This is a genomic window from Catellatospora chokoriensis, from assembly GCF_011297315.1.
In the GTDB taxonomy this organism is placed as follows: domain Bacteria; phylum Actinomycetota; class Actinomycetes; order Mycobacteriales; family Micromonosporaceae; genus Catellatospora; species Catellatospora citrea.
Genome location: NZ_JAAOTI010000028.1, coordinates 22,571 through 39,481, shown reverse-complemented (window position 1 = coordinate 39,481; position 16,911 = coordinate 22,571). Strand labels below are relative to the sequence as shown.

General features: G+C 72.3%; 17 protein-coding genes. 7 read left to right on the top strand and 10 right to left on the bottom strand.

All coding sequences use genetic code 11. The annotated features are described in order from the left end of the window. Positions 1-351: 351 nt before the first annotated feature. From HAV39_RS32750 to kdd, 6 genes are read right to left on the bottom strand one after another with little or no spacing between them, the layout of a single operon-like run. On the bottom strand, positions 352-1,686 hold the full coding sequence (locus HAV39_RS32750) for a glutamate mutase L (RefSeq protein WP_191843049.1): 1,335 nt from the start codon (positions 1,684-1,686) through the stop codon (positions 352-354). Beyond that, on the bottom strand, positions 1,683-2,063 hold the full coding sequence (kal, locus tag HAV39_RS32745; RefSeq protein ID WP_191843048.1) for a 3-aminobutyryl-CoA ammonia lyase: 381 nt from the start codon (positions 2,061-2,063) through the stop codon (positions 1,683-1,685). Before kal ends, HAV39_RS32750 begins: the two co-directional genes overlap by 4 nt. Next, the gene (gene kamE / locus HAV39_RS32740) at positions 2,060-2,821 is read right to left on the bottom strand and encodes a lysine 5,6-aminomutase subunit beta (RefSeq protein ID WP_191843047.1); all 762 of its coding nucleotides are present in this window, start codon (positions 2,819-2,821) and stop codon (positions 2,060-2,062) included. Before kamE ends, kal begins: the two co-directional genes overlap by 4 nt. Then, entirely contained in the window at positions 2,818-4,404 is a 1,587-nt protein-coding gene (gene kamD, locus HAV39_RS32735) for a lysine 5,6-aminomutase subunit alpha (protein WP_191843046.1), read from the bottom strand. The genes kamE and kamD overlap by 4 nt, the downstream gene beginning before the upstream one ends. Further along, positions 4,391-5,935, bottom strand: a complete 1,545-nt coding sequence (locus tag HAV39_RS32730) for an amidohydrolase (RefSeq protein WP_191843045.1) — start codon at positions 5,933-5,935, stop codon at positions 4,391-4,393. The genes kamD and HAV39_RS32730 overlap by 14 nt, the downstream gene beginning before the upstream one ends. Before the next feature lie 4 nt (positions 5,936-5,939). Further along, positions 5,940-7,004: an L-erythro-3,5-diaminohexanoate dehydrogenase gene (kdd, locus tag HAV39_RS32725; protein WP_191843044.1), complete on the bottom strand. Its 1,065-nt coding sequence runs from the start codon at positions 7,002-7,004 to the stop codon at positions 5,940-5,942. A 152-nt stretch (positions 7,005-7,156) separates the two neighbouring features. Between kdd and HAV39_RS32720 the strand changes: the two genes are divergently transcribed. Further along, complete coding sequence (locus HAV39_RS32720) at positions 7,157-8,521, top strand: KamA family radical SAM protein (RefSeq protein WP_191843043.1); 1,365 nt, start codon at positions 7,157-7,159, stop codon at positions 8,519-8,521. 74 nt (positions 8,522-8,595) lie between these two features. Next, on the top strand, positions 8,596-9,462 hold the full coding sequence (locus tag HAV39_RS32715) for a type II CAAX endopeptidase family protein (protein ID WP_191843042.1): 867 nt from the start codon (positions 8,596-8,598) through the stop codon (positions 9,460-9,462). A 23-nt stretch (positions 9,463-9,485) separates the two neighbouring features. On the opposite strand, the gene HAV39_RS32710 is transcribed toward HAV39_RS32715, so the two are convergent. Continuing rightward, positions 9,486-10,346: a methyltransferase domain-containing protein gene (locus HAV39_RS32710; RefSeq protein WP_191843041.1), complete on the bottom strand. Its 861-nt coding sequence runs from the start codon at positions 10,344-10,346 to the stop codon at positions 9,486-9,488. A gap of 211 nt (positions 10,347-10,557) precedes the next feature. Between HAV39_RS32710 and HAV39_RS32705 the strand changes: the two genes are divergently transcribed. Beyond that, positions 10,558-11,121 (top strand): histidine phosphatase family protein, encoded by a 564-nt coding sequence (locus HAV39_RS32705; protein WP_191843040.1) that lies wholly within the window; start codon positions 10,558-10,560, stop codon positions 11,119-11,121. A gap of 75 nt (positions 11,122-11,196) precedes the next feature. Here HAV39_RS32705 and HAV39_RS32700 read toward each other — a convergent pair whose 3' ends face one another. Then, positions 11,197-12,033, bottom strand: coding sequence for an oxidoreductase (locus HAV39_RS32700; protein ID WP_191843039.1), 837 nt, complete (start codon positions 12,031-12,033; stop codon positions 11,197-11,199). Between the two features lie 157 nt (positions 12,034-12,190). Between HAV39_RS32700 and HAV39_RS32695 the strand changes: the two genes are divergently transcribed. Beyond that, positions 12,191-13,087: a helix-turn-helix domain-containing protein gene (locus HAV39_RS32695; RefSeq protein WP_191843038.1), complete on the top strand. Its 897-nt coding sequence runs from the start codon at positions 12,191-12,193 to the stop codon at positions 13,085-13,087. Positions 13,088-13,149: 62 nt separating this feature from the next. Here the strand turns inward: HAV39_RS32695 and HAV39_RS32690 are convergent, their stop codons facing one another. Both HAV39_RS32690 and HAV39_RS32685 read right to left on the bottom strand, forming a co-directional pair. Next, positions 13,150-13,656, bottom strand: coding sequence for a carboxymuconolactone decarboxylase family protein (locus HAV39_RS32690; protein ID WP_191843037.1), 507 nt, complete (start codon positions 13,654-13,656; stop codon positions 13,150-13,152). 86 nt (positions 13,657-13,742) lie between these two features. Then, positions 13,743-14,363, bottom strand: a complete 621-nt coding sequence (locus HAV39_RS32685) for a TetR/AcrR family transcriptional regulator (RefSeq protein ID WP_191843036.1) — start codon at positions 14,361-14,363, stop codon at positions 13,743-13,745. A 93-nt stretch (positions 14,364-14,456) separates the two neighbouring features. Here HAV39_RS32685 and HAV39_RS32680 point away from each other — a divergent pair, with 93 nt between their 5' ends. The 3 genes from HAV39_RS32680 (at position 14,457) to HAV39_RS32670 (ending at position 16,910) form a co-directional block, all read left to right on the top strand. After that, positions 14,457-15,173: an SDR family NAD(P)-dependent oxidoreductase gene (locus HAV39_RS32680; RefSeq protein ID WP_191843035.1), complete on the top strand. Its 717-nt coding sequence runs from the start codon at positions 14,457-14,459 to the stop codon at positions 15,171-15,173. 28 nt (positions 15,174-15,201) lie between these two features. Next, positions 15,202-15,441 (top strand): tautomerase family protein, encoded by a 240-nt coding sequence (locus HAV39_RS32675; protein WP_191843034.1) that lies wholly within the window; start codon positions 15,202-15,204, stop codon positions 15,439-15,441. Positions 15,442-15,524: 83 nt separating this feature from the next. Next, complete coding sequence (locus HAV39_RS32670) at positions 15,525-16,910, top strand: ferredoxin reductase family protein (RefSeq protein WP_239120673.1); 1,386 nt, start codon at positions 15,525-15,527, stop codon at positions 16,908-16,910. Position 16,911 lies beyond the last annotated feature (1 nt).

Here is a 16,911-nt window from a genome sequence, read left to right as displayed (position 1 = left end):
CGACGCGGGAAAGGGGCCACTTTCCCCGAAACCGCAGCGCGCACGGCGGCGAGGGGATGGGTGGCTCGAGGTAAAGGCCGGGGCGCGGCCGGAAAGGCCGCGCCCCGCACTCCCAACTCCAACGGCGCCAGCGCTCGACCTTCGGGCCGATCGGCGTCCGGGGCCTGACCCGGGGCCGATCGTTTTCTACTGATCGGTGCTGGCGCCTGCCGTGCCCGGCCGCCGGATCGGCGACGCCCGCCGGGGAGGCGGCAGGCACGGTGGAGGACCTCACGACGGTACCGGCGCGGCCTCGCACGGTCAATTTCACGATGTGGTCACCCACCGTGACGAACACCGCAGTTCGGGATGTCAGCCCAGCTCAGCGGCGAGCAGCGCGGCCGCGGCGTCAGGATGTTCCACCGAGAGAAGTCCTGCCGCGGCCAGAATGTAGGACGCGTCGACGACCGTCCGGGCGGCCCGCGGCAGGGCCCAGCCGCCGGCGGTGTCGCCCAGTCCGGCGCCCAGCACGGCCTGGGCGACCGGCGGCGGGCTGTGCCGCAGCACGCCGCCGGACCCGATCGCGGTGCGCACCGCGCGCAGGTCCCGCCCCCCGCGGCGCGGACCGCCGGCGACGACGGCCTCACCGCGGGCGTGGCGGCGCAGCGCGACCGTGACGGCCAGCTCAGCCAGCCGCTGGTCGACGGCCCGTTCGACGCCGTCGTCCGCGACGTATCCCGGGTGCTCGGCGCGCGCCGAGGCGGCGAGTTCCAGGACCTGCGCCTCGTCCGGCCCGATGATCTTCTCCAGGGCGGCGGCGGCCACGACACCGGGCGCGGACCAGCGCATGCCGAGGTCGCCCTCGACGGTGCGGGCCGCCCACATCACCCCGGCGACCTCGTCGCGCACCCCGGCGAGCTGCTCGGCGTCGGGGATGAGCACCGAGTACACGTCGGTGGTGGCCCCGCCGACGTCGACGACCAGCAGGTCCTCCCCCGCGCGGGCGGCCAGCAGCTCGACGCCGGACAGCACCGCGTCCGGCGTCGCCGCCCGCACCAGCGACGCGAACCGCGGCCCCCGGGACAGCTTCTTGCCGCCGATGACGTGCTGCAGGAACACCTGCCGGATCGCGGCCCGCGCCGGGCCGGGATCCAGCACGCCGATGGCGGGCAGCACGTTGTCGACCGCGACGACCGGCACACCCGCCCCGGCCAGCAGCGCGGCGAGCTCCTCGCGGCAGTCGGCGTTGCCCGCCAGCACCGTCGGCACCCGCCACCGGGCGTTGGCCAGCCGGGTCGCGTTGTGGGTGATGGTCTCGGTGTCGCCGCCGTCGGTGCCGCCGACGAGCAGCACCACGTCGGGGCGGGCGGCGCGCAGCTCGGCGAGCCCGGCCCGGTCGAGGCGCCCCGCGGCGACGTGCACGACCCGCGACCCGGCCGACAGGCCGACCCGGTGCCCGGCCTGCGCCGTCACCAGGCGCTCGTACCCGACGACGGCCAGCCGCAGGCCGCCGCCGGCCGACGAGCACACCAGCAGCCCGTCCGGGGCCCGCCCGGTCGCCTGCACGGCCGCGTCGAGGCCGTGCAGGACGTCGGTGCCGACGGTGGTGCGGTGCGAACCCGTCGCGACGAGCTCACCGCTGCCGGTGTCGACCAGGGCCGCCTTGGTGAACGTCGACCCGACGTCGACACAGCACAGCAGGCTCACTTGGCCGGGACCACCACGGTGCCGGTCGCGGTGACCGCGGTGACCGGCGGGTCGAGGACCTCGGCCGCCGACTCGGACCGGTCCGGCCGGCCACGGCACACGACCCGCGCCTCGAAGTCGATGGTGCGGCTGCGGGTGCCCATCCGGGCCACCGTCGCGACAACCTCCAGCACGTCCCCGGCCCGCATCGGGGCCTTGAACTGCACGTCGGAGTACGACGCGAACAGGCCCTCGTCGCCGTCGAGCCGGATGCACACCTCGGTCGCGACGTCCCCGAACGCGGCGAGGGCGTACGCCCCGTCGACGAGGTTGCCCGCGTAGTGCGCGTGGCTGTACGGCACATACTTGCGGTGGGTCACCGTGTAACCAACGCTCATGCTGCGACTGCCTTCTTCCGTTCGGTCTTCTCGGTGATCAGCGCGTGGACCAGGTAGCTGGCGACCTCGCGCGGGGTCGTGCCGCGGCCGAAGATCCGGTCCACGCCCAGCTCGTCGGTCATCAGCTCGTCGAACCGCGGCCCGCCGACGATCAGCAGCGGCCGCTTGTCGGCCGGCAGGGCCTCGCGGAACGCCGCCGACATCTCGCGGGTGTTGTGCAGGTGCGCGTCGCGCTGCGTGACGACCTGCGAGACGAGGACCGCGTCGGCCTTCTCCGCCTTCGCCGCGGCGACCAGTTCGGGCACGGTGATCTGGGCGCCCATGTTGACGACCTTCAGCTCGCGGTAGTACTCCAGGCCCTTCTCACCGGCGATGCCCTTGAGGTTGAGGATCGCGTCGATGCCGACGGTGTGCGCGTCGGTGCCGATGCACGCCCCGACCACCGACAGCTTGCGGCGCATCTTCTGCTTGACGACCGTGTTGACCTCCTTGGCGGTCAGCAGCGGGAAGTCGCGCTCGACGACCTGGACCTTGTCGAGTTCGACCAGGTGCCGGACGCTGCCGTAGATCACGAAGAAGGTGAACCCGTCGCCCATCTGCTTGGCGTGCACGAGCATCGCCGGTTCCAGGCCCATCTTCGCCGCGAGCTGCAGCGCCGCGCCTTCGGCCTTCTTGTCGTGCGGCAGCGGCAGGGTGAAGCTGACCTGGGTCATGCCGTCGCCGGTGGTGTCGCCGTACGGGCGGATGACCGTCTTCACTGCTCCTCCTTGGCGGGGGTCTCCAGGATCTCGGTGGCCGGGTTGTAGTAGCCGTCGTCGTGCTCGGCGACACCGTCCAGGCCCTTGCCGCGGTGCGCGGGCCGCTTCATGATCCCGAACGTGCCGTCGGCGATCGCGTTGAGCAGCGTGTCGTCCTCGATCTTCTCCAGGAGGTCGATGGCCTCGTCGAGGACCTGGTGCGCGCGGCGCTGGATGAAACCGTCGGGGGCGGGCACGAAGTCCTCGTGCAGGTTGCCGGCCGCGCCGAGCACGTAGCGCACGTTCTGCAGGGCGATGTCGCGGTCGGACAGCCACGGCGTGACGACGGCCTCGGTCATCATGCCGACGAGCAGGATGCCCTGCCCGGTCAGCGCGCCGACCAGGTTGAAGAACCCGTCGAGCAGGTTGCCGCGGAACACGTCGCCGGTCATGTGCTTGGTCGGCGGCATCCACTTGAGCGGCGCGTCCGGGAACAGCTCCCGGGCCAGCAGCGCGTGCGCCAGTTCGAGGCGGAACGACTCCGGCAGCTCCGGGTTGATCTCGAACGCGTGCCCGAGGCCCAGCTGCCAGTCCGCGAGCCCGGCCTCGTGCGCGAAGTACTCGTTGAGCAGCTGCGACACGGTGACGGTGTGCGCGGCCTCGACCGCGTCGGCGGTGGTGAGGTAGTTGTCCTCACCCGTGTTGATGATGATCCCGGCGCGGGCGTGGATCTGGCGGGAGAACCGCTGGTCCACGAACGTGCGGATCGGGTTGATGTCGCGGAACAGGATGCCGTACATCGAGTCGTTGAGCATCATGTCCAGCCGCTGCAGGCCCGCCAGCGTCGCGATCTCGGGCATGCACAGGCCGGAGGCGTAGTTGGTCAGCCGCACGTAGCGGCCCAGCTCCTTGCTCGACTCGTCCAGCGCCGCCCGCATCAGCCGGAAGTTCTCCTGCGTGGCGTACGTGCCCGCGAATCCCTCCCGGGTCGCGCCCTCGGGCACGTAGTCCAGCAGCGACTGCCCGGTCGAGCGGATCACCGCGATGACGTCCGCGCCCGCGCGGGCCGCGGCCTGCGCCTGCGGGATGTCCTCGTAGATGTCGCCGGTCGCCACGATCAGGTAGATCCACGGCCGCTGCTTCGGGTCGCCGTACCGCTTGATCATCCTGTCGCGGTCGGCGCGGTTGCGGTCGATCTGCTTGATGCCCGCCGCGACCTGCCGCCGGGACGCCTTCTTCGCCGCAGTGACGGCCTTGCCGGTGGGCAGGTCGAAGCGCACCGAACCGGCGGCGGCCTTCTGCGCCAGCAGGGTCAGCTCCGCCGCCGTCGGCTCCAGGCCGTGCTCGGCCAGGGCGTGGAACACCGGCAGCGCCACGCCGTGGCCCAGGCCGACGTCGTTGCGCACCGCGTCCACGAGGCGGTTCACCCACGGGATGCCGTCGGGGTCGGCGCCGGTCACCCCGGACAGCCGCAGCACCGCCCGCTCCACCGACACGGTGGTGTGCGAACGCGCCATGTCCACCACGGGCCGCCCGGCCTTCGCCGCCAGCGCCCGCGCCCGGTGCACCAGCGCCGGATCGAGACCGAGTTTATTGCTGCTCATAGATCGTTTCTCCACGCAGGACGGTACGGACACAGACCGGCAGCTCATCGTGCTGCTCAAGACTGGGAAGGGTGCCGGACAACCCGGCCGGGGCACGCCACACCGCGAACGTCGCCGGGGCGCCCGGCACCAGCACGCCCTCGGCGTCGCGGTGCACGGCACGCCACCCGCCACGGGTGTGCGCCGCGAACGCCGACTTCGCGCTCATCCGCTGATGGGTGTTGAAGTGCTGCATCGCCGCCCGGACACTGCCCCACGGGTCCAGCGGCGTCACCGGGCTGTCCGACCCGAACGCCAGCGCCACGCCCGTGTTGTGCATCTGCCCCATCGGGTTCGACGCCAGGCTCCGCGCCACCCCGAGCCGCTGGGCGTACATCTGGTGCTCGCCGCCCCACAGCCGGTCGAATGCCGGCTGCATCGACGCGACGATGCCGTACTCCACGAACGCCGCGATCAGCCGCTTGTCCATGATCTCGGCATGCTCCACCCGGTGCCGGGCGTCACGGAGCGCATCGGTGCCCAGCACCTCGTCGGCGGCCGCGAACCCGGCCACCACCGTCGAGATCGCCGCGTCGCCGATCGCGTGGAAACCGCCCTGCATCCGGTGCCGGTGGCAGTCCAGCAGGTGGTCGCGCACCTGCTCGACGGTCACGTACCCGTGCCCGCAGCCGCGCTCGCCGTCCAGGTAGTCCTCGCCGACGTGCGCGGTCCGCGAACCGAGCGCCCCGTCGGCGTACAGGTCCCCGCCCGCGCCGACCGCACCCAGCTCCCGGGCCTTGGCCGCGCCCATCAGCTCGCCCCAGAACCCGTACACCTCCGGCAGCCCCTGCCCCGACAGGCGCAGCAGCTCGGTGAAGTCGTCCTCGCTGGACGTGCCCGGCCCGCCGCACTCGTGCACCGCCGCGATGCCCAGGCTCGCCGCGTGCCGCAGCATCCGCATCTGCGCGTCCCGCCGCTGCACGATGGTGATCTGCCCGAACGCGGCCGCCCGCACCACGTGGTGCGCGTCGCGGCGCACCCACCCCGACGCGTCGAACCCGGGAGCGTCCGTGGAAAGGGCCAGCAGGTCCGAGGAGACCAGCGCCGAGTGGATGGACGCCTGGGACAGGTACACGCTGCGCCCGCCCGCGGCCCGGTCCAGCTCCGCGGCGGTCGGCGGGGTCTGCGCCGCACCCCAGGTGCTCTCGTCGAAACCGTGCCCGAGCACCACGGCCTCCGGGCCCAGCCCGGACGCGAACTCGGCCACGGCCTTGAGCAGCTCCGACGCGCTGCGCACCGCCGACAGGTCCAGCCCGGCCAGGGCCAGGCCGGTATCGGTGGCGTGCACATGCGCGTCGACGAAAGCCGGCGTGACCAGGGCCCCGCCCAGGTCGACCCGCAGGTCTGCCCTGGGTGCGTCGGCGACCGGGCCCAGCCACACGATCTGCTGGCCGCGGGTGAGCAGTGCCGTGGCGCCCGGATCAGCGGGGCTGCGGACTACGGCGTTGTGCCAGAGCGTCGTGCGCTCGGCCGGCAAGGCGGAGATCTGCATGAGGTCAGTCTGCCGTGCCGGACGTGGCCCGCGAGGCCTCGTGGTGCAGACGGGACTCGAACATCGCCCGCACCGCCGGAACCTGCCGCAGCAGATCCAGCGCGTACGCCGCATGACCGGGCACATAACCGTTGCCGACCAGCATCGTCACGTCCGCGGCCAGGCCCTCCGCGCCGAGCGCGGCGGCGGCGAAGCTCGTCGCCATCGAGAAGAAGATCACGGTGCCGCCGTCGGCGGTCGACAGGATCGCCCCGTGCTCGCAGCCGGGCACGTCCACGCAGACCACGGTCACGTCCGCGGCCCGCCCGCCCAGCGCCGCGGTGACCGCCTCGGCCAGGGCCACCGGGTTGCGGGCGTCGGCCAGCGCGACCACGTCGGCCAGGCCCGCGCCTTCGAGGATGGTGCGCTCGCGCTCGACGGGGACGACCCCGACGGTCCGGCTCGCGCCGGCGGCCTTGGCGGCGGCCAGCGACAGCGAGCCGCTCTTGCCCGCGCCGCCGATCACCGCGACGGTCGGGGCGTCGTACTGTGCCACCACCCGGGCGGTCAGCGCGGGCGCGCCGCACACGTCCATGACGGCCAGAGCCAGCTCCGGGTCCATGTCGGCGGGCAGCACCGCGGCGATGGAGCGGGCGAACAGGATCGCGTGGCCCTCGCAGGGGACCTGCTCGCTGCCGCCGTCCCAGTGCTTGAGCCCGTCGGTGATCGACAGCGGGGTCAGCGTGAGCGAGACCAGGGTGGCGACCTTGTCGCCGGCCTTGAGGCCGAGCGGGGAGTCCGGGCCGACGGCCTCGACGGTGCCGATCAGCATGCCGCCGGAGCCGGTGACCGGGTTCTGCATCTTGCCGCGCGCGCCGATGATCTCCAGGACCTCGGCGCGGACCGCCGCGCCGTCGCCGGCGTGCTTGGTGGCCAGCTGCCGGAAGCTCGCCGCGTCGAGGTTGAGCCGCTCGACGGCGATACGCACCTCGTCTGCCCCGATTTCCGACGAATTGTCCAAGCGAAGTGCCGCCTGGGGCAATACCCCGCTCGGTTCCAGGACCCGGTGCAGGCCGATCGGTGACGTCATTGTCCGGTTCTCCTAAAAAGTGAAGTGCAGCCGCGTGATCAAAACCAATATTGCGGTTAGATTTGACGTGTGCGGGAAATTCTACGGCAGACTAGTTGGTAGGCCGAAGAACTTCCAGTATGGTCAACGGGACCGCAAAGGAGAGGCCACCGATGAACGCTGGGCAACCCTACGAGTACCGCCGCGTAGAGCTGATCGAACCGGACTGGACCCGGTTCCCGGGCTGGCGCGACGTCACCCCCGCGCAGTGGGAGTCGGCGCAGTGGCAGCGCGTCAACTGCATCAAGAACATCAAGCAGCTGCGCGCCGTGCTCGGCGACACCGTCGACGAGACCTTCTACGCCGACCTCGAGGACGACCAGAAGGCTCTGGCCACGATGTCGATGCTGGTCCCCCCGCAGATGATCAACACCATGGCGCGGGAAGAGCTGACCACCGAGGCGTTCTACGCCGACCCGGTGCGCCGCTACATGATCCCGGTCGCCTCCGACCGGCTCACCGAGTGGGCCAGCCACCCGCACGCCAGCCGGGACAGCCTCCACGAGCACGACATGTGGGTCGCCGAGGGCCTCACCCACCGCTACCCCACCAAGGTGCTCGCCGAGCTGCTGTCCACCTGCCCGCAGTACTGCGGCCACTGCACCCGCATGGACCTGGTCGGCAACTCCACCCCCGCGGTCGAGAAGCTCAAGCTCACCCTCAAGCCCGTCGACCGCTACGACGCGCACATCGCCTACCTCAAGGCCCACCCCGGCGTCCGCGACGTCGTCGTCTCCGGCGGCGACGTGGCCAACGTCCCGTGGAAGAACCTCGAGTCGTACCTGATGCGCCTGCTCGAGATCGACACCATCCGCGACATCCGGCTCGCCACCAAGGCCCTGATGGGCCTGCCCCAGCACTGGCTGCAGCCCGAGGTCGTCGAGGGTCTGGAGCGGGTCGCCCGCACCGCCCGCCGGCGCGGCGTCAACCTCGCCATCCACACCCACGTCAACCACGCCAACTCGATCACCCCGACCGTGGCCCGTGCCGCGAAGACGGCCCTCGAAGTCGGCGTCCGCGACGTACGCAACCAGGGCGTGCTCATGCGCGGCGTCAACGCCACCTCGCCCGACCTGCTCGACCTCTGCTTCGCGCTGCAGGGCGAGGCCAACATCCTGCCGTACTACTTCTACATGTGCGACATGATCCCCAACGCCGAGCACTGGCGCGTCTCCGTCGGCGCCGCCCAGCAGCTCCAGCACGACATCATGGGCTACCTGCCCGGCTACGCCACCCCGCGCATCGTCTGCGACGTGCCGTTCGTCGGCAAGCGCTGGGTCCACATGGTCACCGAGTACGACCGCGAGAACGGCATCTCGTACTGGACCAAGAACTACCGCACCTCCATCGAGGCCGACCAGAACGTCGACGTGCTGTCCCAGCGCTACGCGTACTACGACCCGATCGACACCCTGCCCGAGTCCGGCCAGAAGTGGTGGCGCAAGCAGATGGACGAGCAGCTCGCCGTCCAGGCCTGAGCCCAGCTCCGACGAACGGCCCCGCCTCCGCTGTTTCCGCAGCTGGAGGCGGGGCCGTTCTCGATACTGAGGACATGGCGAGCACCGTCGTCGACACCCGCCGGCAGGCCCGACGCGGACTGACCGTCTTCCTCATCCTCGTCGCCGTCTTCGCCGCGATCTTCCAGTCGATCCTCGCCGCCACCACCAACCCCTGGTGGGTGTACGCCGTCATGTGGTCCGTCGCCGCCGCCTCCGTCGTCACCCGCCTCGTCCTGAACGAAGGCTTCGCCGACGTCTCCTTCCGGTTCGGACCCGCCCACCGCACCCTGCCCTGGATGGCCCTCGGCATCGCCTTCCCGCTGGCCGTCGGCGCCGTCGCCTACGGCGCCGCCTGGCTCACCGGACTCGCCCGGTTCACCGCGCCCGCGGCGTTCGGCGGCTTCGGCGGCCGCCTCCTGCTGGCCGCCACCATCGGCACCGTGATCAGCGCCCTGTCCGCGGCAGGCGAGGAGATCGGCTGGCGCGGGTACCTGCTCACCCGGCTCATCCAGGCCGGTGTGCCCAGGCCGGTCTTCGTGAGCGGGCTCATCTGGGGACTGTGGCACGTCCCGCTGATCCTCACCGGGTTCGTCTACGGCGGCCACCCGTACACCTGGCTGGCCGTGCTGGTTTTCCTGATCAGCGCGATCGCCACCGGCTACGTGATCGCCCGCACCCGGCTGGAGACCGGGAGCATCTGGCCGCCCATCACCCTGCACGCCGCCTACAACAGCGTCATCCAGGCCGCGTTCGACCCCGCCGCCTCCGGCCCGAACGCCGCGCTCTGGGTCGGCGAGGAGGCCGGGCTGCTCGTCGCCGCCACCCTCGTCGTCGCCGCCGTGATCTGCGGCCGCGGCACCTGGCGGCTGCTAGCCACACCCGACCGCCCGCTCGCCGTGCCGCCCGGCATCCGCCTCTAGCCGGACCACGGCCTTGCCCGGCCTCAGGCGGGGACCGTGCCCGCGACCACCCAGACCGTCAACGCCACCAGGAAGTCCTCCCGCTCGTCGGCTTCGTGGACGGCGTCCAGCCAGCGGTCCACCATCGCCGTGGTGTCGCCGTCCTCCTCCCCCACGATGTGCAGCAGCATGTCCCGGTCGAAGTACGGCACCACGTGGTGCGCCTCGGCCGGGTCGGTGAAGCACATCGTCATCGGGTGGCACTCGAGCTCCCGCACCCCCAACCGGCGCAGCCGGTTGCGCAGCGTGCGGCCCATCGTCGGGTTGCACATCACGCTGTGGTGCCGCAGCCGCCACATCATCGGCGTGAGCACCTCCACCGGCAGCCCGTCGAAGACCAGCGACTCCCAGTCGGTGTCCACCAGGCAGATCCGCCCCTGCGGCCGGGTCACCCGGATCAGCTCCGCGATCACGGCCTCCGCCTGCGGCAGGTGCTGCAGCGTACGCTCGCACCGCACCGCGTCGAAGACGCCGGCCGGATAGTCCAACCTGGTCAGATCACCGGTGACGAAGCGAACCTGGCCCGCGTCGGGGTGGGTCTGGTGCCACCGCTCGTAGCGCTGGGCGGCCAGCGACAGCATGCTGCGCGAGTTGTCGACGCCGTCGACCCGGCCGTCCGCGCCGACCAGCAGCGCCAGCGCGCAGGCCTCCTCCCCCAGCCCGCAGCCCCCGTCGAGCACGCGGTGGCCGGGTTTGACGTGCATCGTCTCGGACGCCCTCGCCCGGATGTCGGCGATCGCCCGGTAGGCGGCTGCCCGGTCGAGGTATGCCACGAGCCGTGCCTGCATCTGCGGCGGGCTCTGGTCGACCCTCGCGTAGTGCGGCATGAGCGGCTCGTCCGTCATACCTCAATTCTGTGAGCCCGGCGGCTCCCGGAGGCGGAACCATCAAGATCAACCCTACCCGGCACCGGTGCTGAGCTGGGGTTGAGCTACGGCGCACTACCGCTAAGTCATCCTAGGACGCTAGGAGTGAGACTCAGGGGTCGAAACCACGCGATCCGGTGCTGACCACCGCTAACGTGTCCTCAGGAACACGAGCGGGAGGATCGGCGCCATGCGAGAGATCGTGCTGGTCCGGCACGGGCAGACCGAGTGGAGCGCCAGCGGTCGCCACACCTCCTTCACCGACCTGCCCCTGACAGCCGAGGGTGAACGCCAGGCGACCCGGCTGGCCGCGCGGCTGGCCGGGCGGGCGTTCGCCGCGGTCCTGTGCAGCCCTCTGCAGCGGGCGGTGCGCACCGCGGCGCTGGCCGGGCTGGAGATAACCGCCACCGACGACGACCTGCTCGAGTGGAACTACGGGGCGTACGAGGGCCGCACCACGGTCGAGATCCGGCAGGAACGTCCCGAGTGGACCCTGTGGCAGCACGGCTGCCCTGGTGGGGAGACCGCCGCCCAGGTCGGCACCCGCTGTGACCGCGTCCTGGAACGGGCCCGGACCATGCTGGCCAGCGGCGACGTCGCGCTCGTCGGGCACGGCCACCTGCTGCGGGTGCTCACCGCCCGCTGGCTGGGGCTGCCCCCGCAGGACGGCGCGCTGTTCCGCCTGGAGACGGCCACCCTCAATGTGCTCGGCTTCGAGCGCGAGACACCCGTCCTGCTGCGCTGGAACAGCTGAGCCGCCGCTCCCCCACGGCAGGCGGCCGTCCGGTCGGGACTGCCGGTCTCCCGTCCCGACCGGAGGTTCCGGCGCTCACACCGCGGCGTAGTCGGTGGTCAGCGAGATCTCGCGCCAGGTGTCGAGCTCGAAGCGCGCCGACATGAGCTTGCCCTCGATGTCGGCGACCGCGGCCGCGCCCAGCGCCAGCCGGGCGGGCATCGCCTCGGTGTCCACCACGGCGAGGATCGCCGTCGCCGCCTTGACCGGGTCGCCGTCCTGGGCGTGGTTGGCGCCGTCGGCCCACGACCGCATCGCACCGGCGCTGTCGCCGTACCCGGCGATCTCCTTCGCCGTCCGGTGCAGCGAGCTGGAGTCGAGGAAGTCGGTGCGGAACGGGCCGGGCTCGACGGCGATCGCCTGGACGCCGAACGGGCCGACCTCGAACCGCAGCGACTCGGTGATCGCCTCCACGGCGAACTTCGTGGCGCAGTAGACGCCCCAACCCGGCCAGGACACGAACCCGCCGACCGAACTCATGTTGACGATGCGGCCCGAGCCCTGGGCACGCATCACCGGCAGCACCGCGCGGGTGACCGCGAGCAGCCCGAAAACGTTGGTGTCGAAGACCGCGCGGACCTCGGCGTCGGCGGCCTCCTCGACGGCGCCCAGCAGTCCCCGCCCGGCGTTGTTGACCAGCACGTCGATGCCGCCGAACCGGGCCGTCGCCGCCTCGACCGCGTCGCGTGCCTGCCGCTCGTCGGTCACGTCGAGCGCGACGGCGAGCAACTGCTCGGCGAAGCCGGGCAGGCCCTTCTCGACGGCCTGGGGGTCGCGGGCGGTCGCCACGACGTCGTCGCCGCGTTCGAGGGCCTGCCTGGCGATCTCCAGGCCGAAGCCGCGGGACGCGCCGGTGATGAACCATGTGGTCACGGAAGTGCCTTTCGCAGTGGGCCGTGCGGCCCGGTGGTCGCCTTCGACTGTCCCCGGACGCATCGACGCGGACCAGGCATCCGTTCGCCCCGGGCCTGGCGTTCCTGGGTCCGGCAGTACCAGGCAGGGGCGGCAGCCCGCGCCGATAATGGCGGGTATGAGCAGCCAGGAGCCCGTCGACCTCACGCTGGGCGACTTCCTGCGTGCCTGCCGGGCGCGGGTGCGTCCCGAGGATGTGGGCCTGCCCGGCGGCGGCAGGCCGCGGCGGGTGCCGGGGCTGCGGCGCGAGGAGCTGGCGCTGCTGGCCCATGTGAGCGTCGACTACCTGGTCCGGCTGGAGCAGGGGCGCGCCACCCGGGTGTCCGCGGAGGTGCTGCAGGCCCTGTCCGAAGGGCTGCGGCTGCGTCCGGACGAGCACGAGTACCTGATGCGCGTGGCGCGGCCGCCCCGGTCGGCGGCCGCCACCCGCCCGCCGCCGCAGCGGGTGCGGCCGCAGACCCGGCAGCTGCTCGACGGCCTGTCCGAGTTTCCGGCGCTGCTGCTCGGCCGCCGCATGGACGTGCTGGCCTGGAACCCGCTCGGAGCGGCGCTGCTGGCCGACTTCGGCACGCTGCCCGCGGGCCGGCGCAACCTCGTCCGGCTGGCCTTCACCGACCCCACCTGCCGCGCCCTGTACGCCGACTGGGCCACCGCCGCCCGGGAATGTGTGGCCTACCTGCGCATGGACGCCGCGCGCTGGCCGGACGACCCGGCGCTGACCGAGCTGGTCGACGAGCTGTCCGCCAAGGACGACGACTTCCGGCGCTGGTGGCGCGACCAACGGGTGCGGGCGCGCGCGTTCGGGCGCAAGCGTTTCCAGCATCCCGTGGCCGGACCGATGGAGCTGGACTTCCAGGCGCTGGGCGTAGGCGACGACCCCGATCAGACCCTGTTCGTGTACACCGCCGAGGCGGACTCGCCGTCGGCGGAGGCGCTGCGGTTCCTTGCCGCCTGGTCGGCGGGGCCGCACCGGCCGGCACGGACCCGGCTGCGGGGAGACGGCCCGCCCGCCTGACCCAGCGCGAACGACGCCTGCCGCCCGGACAGTCAACGGCCTCGACTGCGCCGGCGCGGCCGCTACGCCCGCAGCGCGTCGTCGGGGTCGGCGCCGACGGCGGACAGCACCCCGCTGAAGAAGCGGCGGATGCACACGGCGAGCACGATCTGCAGCACGTCGGTGTCGGACAGCCCGAATTCGCGCAGCCGAGCCGCATCCTGGTCGGTGACGGTGGTCGGGTCGGCGGCGACCTTGCCGGCGAAGTCCATGATCGCGACGTCGACCGGGTCGAGCCCGGCGCTGTGGTGGTCGGCGATGATGGCGCGCAGCCGCGGCTCGTCGTAGAAGCGCTCGCGCAGCACCTTGGCGTGGGCGAGGGTGCAGTAGTCCGAACCCAGCCGCCGTGCGGCGGCGACGGTGACCAGCTCGTACCGGCGCAGGTCCATGCCGTCGCGCACGCTGCCGGCCAGCTGCTGCCAGCCCGCGTACACGTCGGGCCGCAGCGCGAACACCCGCAGGTAGTTGGGGATGTAGCCGGTCTGGTCCGCGTACAGGGGCGACTCGGCGGGGGTGTCGAGGTAGGTCATGGCCGCGAGGCTAGACGAGGGCGCGCTCCGGCACGGCCCGCTGTCCCCCATCCGTCAGCGGCCTGCCCGGACGACGAGCGGGCCGCTCAGACTCCTGCGGGCCGGACCGCTGCCGGCACCTGGAGCAGGCCGAGGCTGTTCTGCCAGAGCGTGCCGAGCTGGGCCGGGTCGTCGAGCAGCTTAGCCAGCAGCACCCGCCCCTCGATCTGGGCGACGATGGAGCGTGCCGCGTCGCGGGTGTCGACCGCCGGGCCGGCCTGCCCGGCGTCCTTCGCCTCGACGATCACCTTCTCGATCATGTCGATCTGCGCCTCGAAGATCTCCTGCAGCCGGTCGCGGATCTCCGGGACCTGGTTGCTGAGCTCGGCGGCGAGGTTGCCGAACAGGCAGCCGACGACCAGTCCCGCCTCCTGCCGGCCCGCGCGCTGGAACTCCTCGGTCGCCTCGAACAGGTCGCGCAGCCGCTCCAGGGGCGCGCGCGCACTGCCGAGCAGCTCGCTCCACTGCGCCTGCTGGGCGGCCCAGTGCTCGTCGATGACGGTGAGCGCGAGCGCCTGCTTCGAGGCGAAGAAGTGGTAGAAGCTGCCCTTCGGCACGCCGGCGGCCGTGCAGATCTCCGCGACGCCCAGCGCCGAGTAGCCCCGCTGCTCGATCAGCGTGCGGGCCGCTTCCAGGATCTTGTTCCGCGCGTCACTCGTCCTGCCCATGGCATTGACGATACACGACCAGTCATCTACCTTTTAGTAGACCGGTCGTCTAGTCCGCCTCCGGTCACCGCGAAGAGCAAAGGAAAAAGAACCATGAGCTTCGAAAACGTGCAGAAGGTCGCCGTCATCACCGGTGCGTCCCAGGGCATCGGCGCGGGCCTGGTCGAGGGATACCGCAAGCTCGGCTACGGCGTCGTCGCCACCTCGCGTTCGATCACCGCCTCCGGCGATCCGGACATCGTGACCGTGCAGGGCGACATCGCCCACGCCGACACCGCCGAGCGCGTGACCCAGGCCGCGCTGGACCGCTTCGGGCGCATCGACACCCTGGTCAACAACGCCGGCATCTTCATCGCCAAGCCGTTCACCGACTACACCGACGACGACCTCGCGCTGGTCACCGGGATCAACCTCGCCGGGTTCTTCCACCTGACCCAGCGGGTGCTGCCGCACATGCTCACCGTCGGCGGCGGTCACATCGTCAGCATCACCACCAGCCTGGTCGACCAGGCCGACAAGAACGTGCCGTCCGTGCTCGCGTCACTGACCAAGGGCGGCCTCAACTCGGCGACCAAGTCCCTGGCCATCGAGTACGCGACCCGTGGCGTGCGGGTCAACGCCGTCGCGCCGGGCATCATCAAGACCCCGATGCACGCGGTCGAGTCCCACGCGACCTACGCCGGGCTGCACCCCGTCGGCCGGATGGGCGAGACCGACGACATCGTCGGCGCGGTCCTGTTCCTCGAGTCGGCGCCCTTCGTCACCGGCGAGATCCTGCACGTCGACGGCGGCCAGAACGCCGGCCACTGACCCGCCCGACCACCGAAGAGGACCGATCATGCCCATCGTCAACATCCAGATCACCCGCGAGGGCAGCACCCCGGGCACGACGGCCGCGACCGCCGAGCAGAAGGCGGCGCTCATCGCCGGCGTCAGCCGGCTGCTGCTGGACGTGCTGGACAAGCCGCTGGACTCGACGTTCGTCGTCATCGACGAGGTCGAACTAGAGAACTGGGGCCGGGGCGGCCTGTCCGTCCCGCAGTACCGCGAGCAGCAGCGCGCGGAGGGCTCCCGCTAGGGCGCCTGCCGGCGCGAAGCAGGGGCGTGCGGTTTCCGGTGGCATACCGGGAACTGCGCGCCCCTGTCGCGACTCGCGGTGGCGTGACCCCTGACCGAATCCCCCTCCCCCGGCCCCGCGACGGAGCCGTCGGACGCGCCGTCACCGCCGCGCTGGCATGCGTCACCGTGCTGGTGGTGGTGGCGCTGTGGGTGTCCGCCGGCGGTGTGGCCGCGCTGGGCGCCGACGGCACCGGGCTGGTGGCCGCGGCCCGCCTCACCGGGCTGGTCGCCTCCGATCTGCTCCTGCTGCAGGTGCTCGCGATGGCGCGGGTGCCCTGGGTGGAGCGCGCCTGGGGCCAGGACCGGCTGGCCCGGATCCACCGGCTGCTCGGCTTCACCTCGTGCTGGTTGATGACGGCGCACGTGGCGCTCGTCGTGGCCGGATACGCCGTGTCCACCGGCACCGGCGCGCTCGCCCAAGTGGTCGATCTGGTGGTGCGCTACCCGGGCATGCTGCTGGCCGCGGCCGGGACCGCGCTGCTGGTGCTCGTCGCGGCGCTGTCGGTGCGGGCGGCCCGCCGCCGCGTCCGCTACGAGAACTGGCACCTGCTGCACCTGTACGCGTACCTCGGGGTGGGCCTCGCCCTGCCGCACCAGCTGTGGAACGGGGCGCACTTCGTCACCTCCCCCGCCGCCACGGCCTACTGGTGGACGCTGTGGGGCTGCGCCGCCGCCGCACTGCTGACCTTCCGGGTGGGCCGGCCGCTGTGGCTGTCGCGCCGCCACCGGCTCACCGTCGGCGAGGTGCGCCACGAGGCGTCCGACGTGTACTCCGTGTACCTGTCGGGGCGGCGGCTGGACCGGCTCGCGGCCCGGCCCGGCCAGTTCCTGACCTGGCGGCTGCGCACCGGCCGCGGCTGGAGCCGGGCGCATCCCTTCTCGCTGTCCGAGGCCCCGCGCGCGGACCGGCTGCGGTTCACCTTCCGGGCCGCGGGCGACGACGGCGCGCGCCTGGCCGGGGCGACCCCCGGCACCGGGGTGCTGATCGAAGGCCCGTTCGGCACGCTCACCGAAGGCCGCCGCCGCGGCGAGCGGGTGCTGCTGATGGCCGCGGGCATCGGCATCACGCCGATGCGCGCGCTGCTGGAGGGCATGCGGTACGCCGACCGCGAACTGACCCTGATCTACCGGGCGCGCAGCGCCGACGAGCTGGTGCTGCGCGACGAGATCGACGGCATCGCGGCCGAGCGCGGCGCGCAGGTGATCTACCTGCCCGGTCCCCCGCCGGCCGGGCGGGTCTCGTGGCTGACCGCCGAGCTGGCCGAGCGCTACGCCGACCACGAGGCCCTGACCCACCTGGTCCCGGAGCTGGCCGGGCGGGATGTGTTCCTGTGCGGCCCCCCGCCCTGGATGGCGGCGGCCCGGGCCGCGCTGCGGGCGGCCGGTGTGCCCGCCCGGCAGGTCCACGACGAGCGGTTCGGGTGGTGAC

Excerpts from the sequence above, each read along its gene's own strand:
- HAV39_RS32715 (WP_191843042.1), top strand. The coding sequence starts at position 8,596 with ATGGCGAGCACCGTCGTCGACACCCGCCGGCAGGCCCGACGCGGACTG.
- kdd (WP_191843044.1), bottom strand. The coding sequence starts at position 7,004 with ATGACGTCACCGATCGGCCTGCACCGGGTCCTGGAACCGAGCGGGGTA.
- kamD (WP_191843046.1), bottom strand. The coding sequence starts at position 4,404 with ATGAGCAGCAATAAACTCGGTCTCGATCCGGCGCTGGTGCACCGGGCG.
- HAV39_RS32680 (WP_191843035.1), top strand. The coding sequence starts at position 14,457 with ATGAGCTTCGAAAACGTGCAGAAGGTCGCCGTCATCACCGGTGCGTCC.
- HAV39_RS32675 (WP_191843034.1), top strand. The coding sequence starts at position 15,202 with ATGCCCATCGTCAACATCCAGATCACCCGCGAGGGCAGCACCCCGGGC.
- HAV39_RS32710 (WP_191843041.1), bottom strand. The coding sequence starts at position 10,346 with ATGACGGACGAGCCGCTCATGCCGCACTACGCGAGGGTCGACCAGAGC.
- HAV39_RS32690 (WP_191843037.1), bottom strand. The coding sequence starts at position 13,656 with ATGACCTACCTCGACACCCCCGCCGAGTCGCCCCTGTACGCGGACCAG.
- HAV39_RS32695 (WP_191843038.1), top strand. The coding sequence starts at position 12,191 with ATGAGCAGCCAGGAGCCCGTCGACCTCACGCTGGGCGACTTCCTGCGT.
- kal (WP_191843048.1), bottom strand. The coding sequence starts at position 2,063 with ATGAGCGTTGGTTACACGGTGACCCACCGCAAGTATGTGCCGTACAGC.
- HAV39_RS32705 (WP_191843040.1), top strand. The coding sequence starts at position 10,558 with ATGCGAGAGATCGTGCTGGTCCGGCACGGGCAGACCGAGTGGAGCGCC.
- HAV39_RS32685 (WP_191843036.1), bottom strand. The coding sequence starts at position 14,363 with ATGGGCAGGACGAGTGACGCGCGGAACAAGATCCTGGAAGCGGCCCGC.
- HAV39_RS32720 (WP_191843043.1), top strand. The coding sequence starts at position 7,157 with ATGAACGCTGGGCAACCCTACGAGTACCGCCGCGTAGAGCTGATCGAA.
- HAV39_RS32730 (WP_191843045.1), bottom strand. The coding sequence starts at position 5,935 with ATGCAGATCTCCGCCTTGCCGGCCGAGCGCACGACGCTCTGGCACAAC.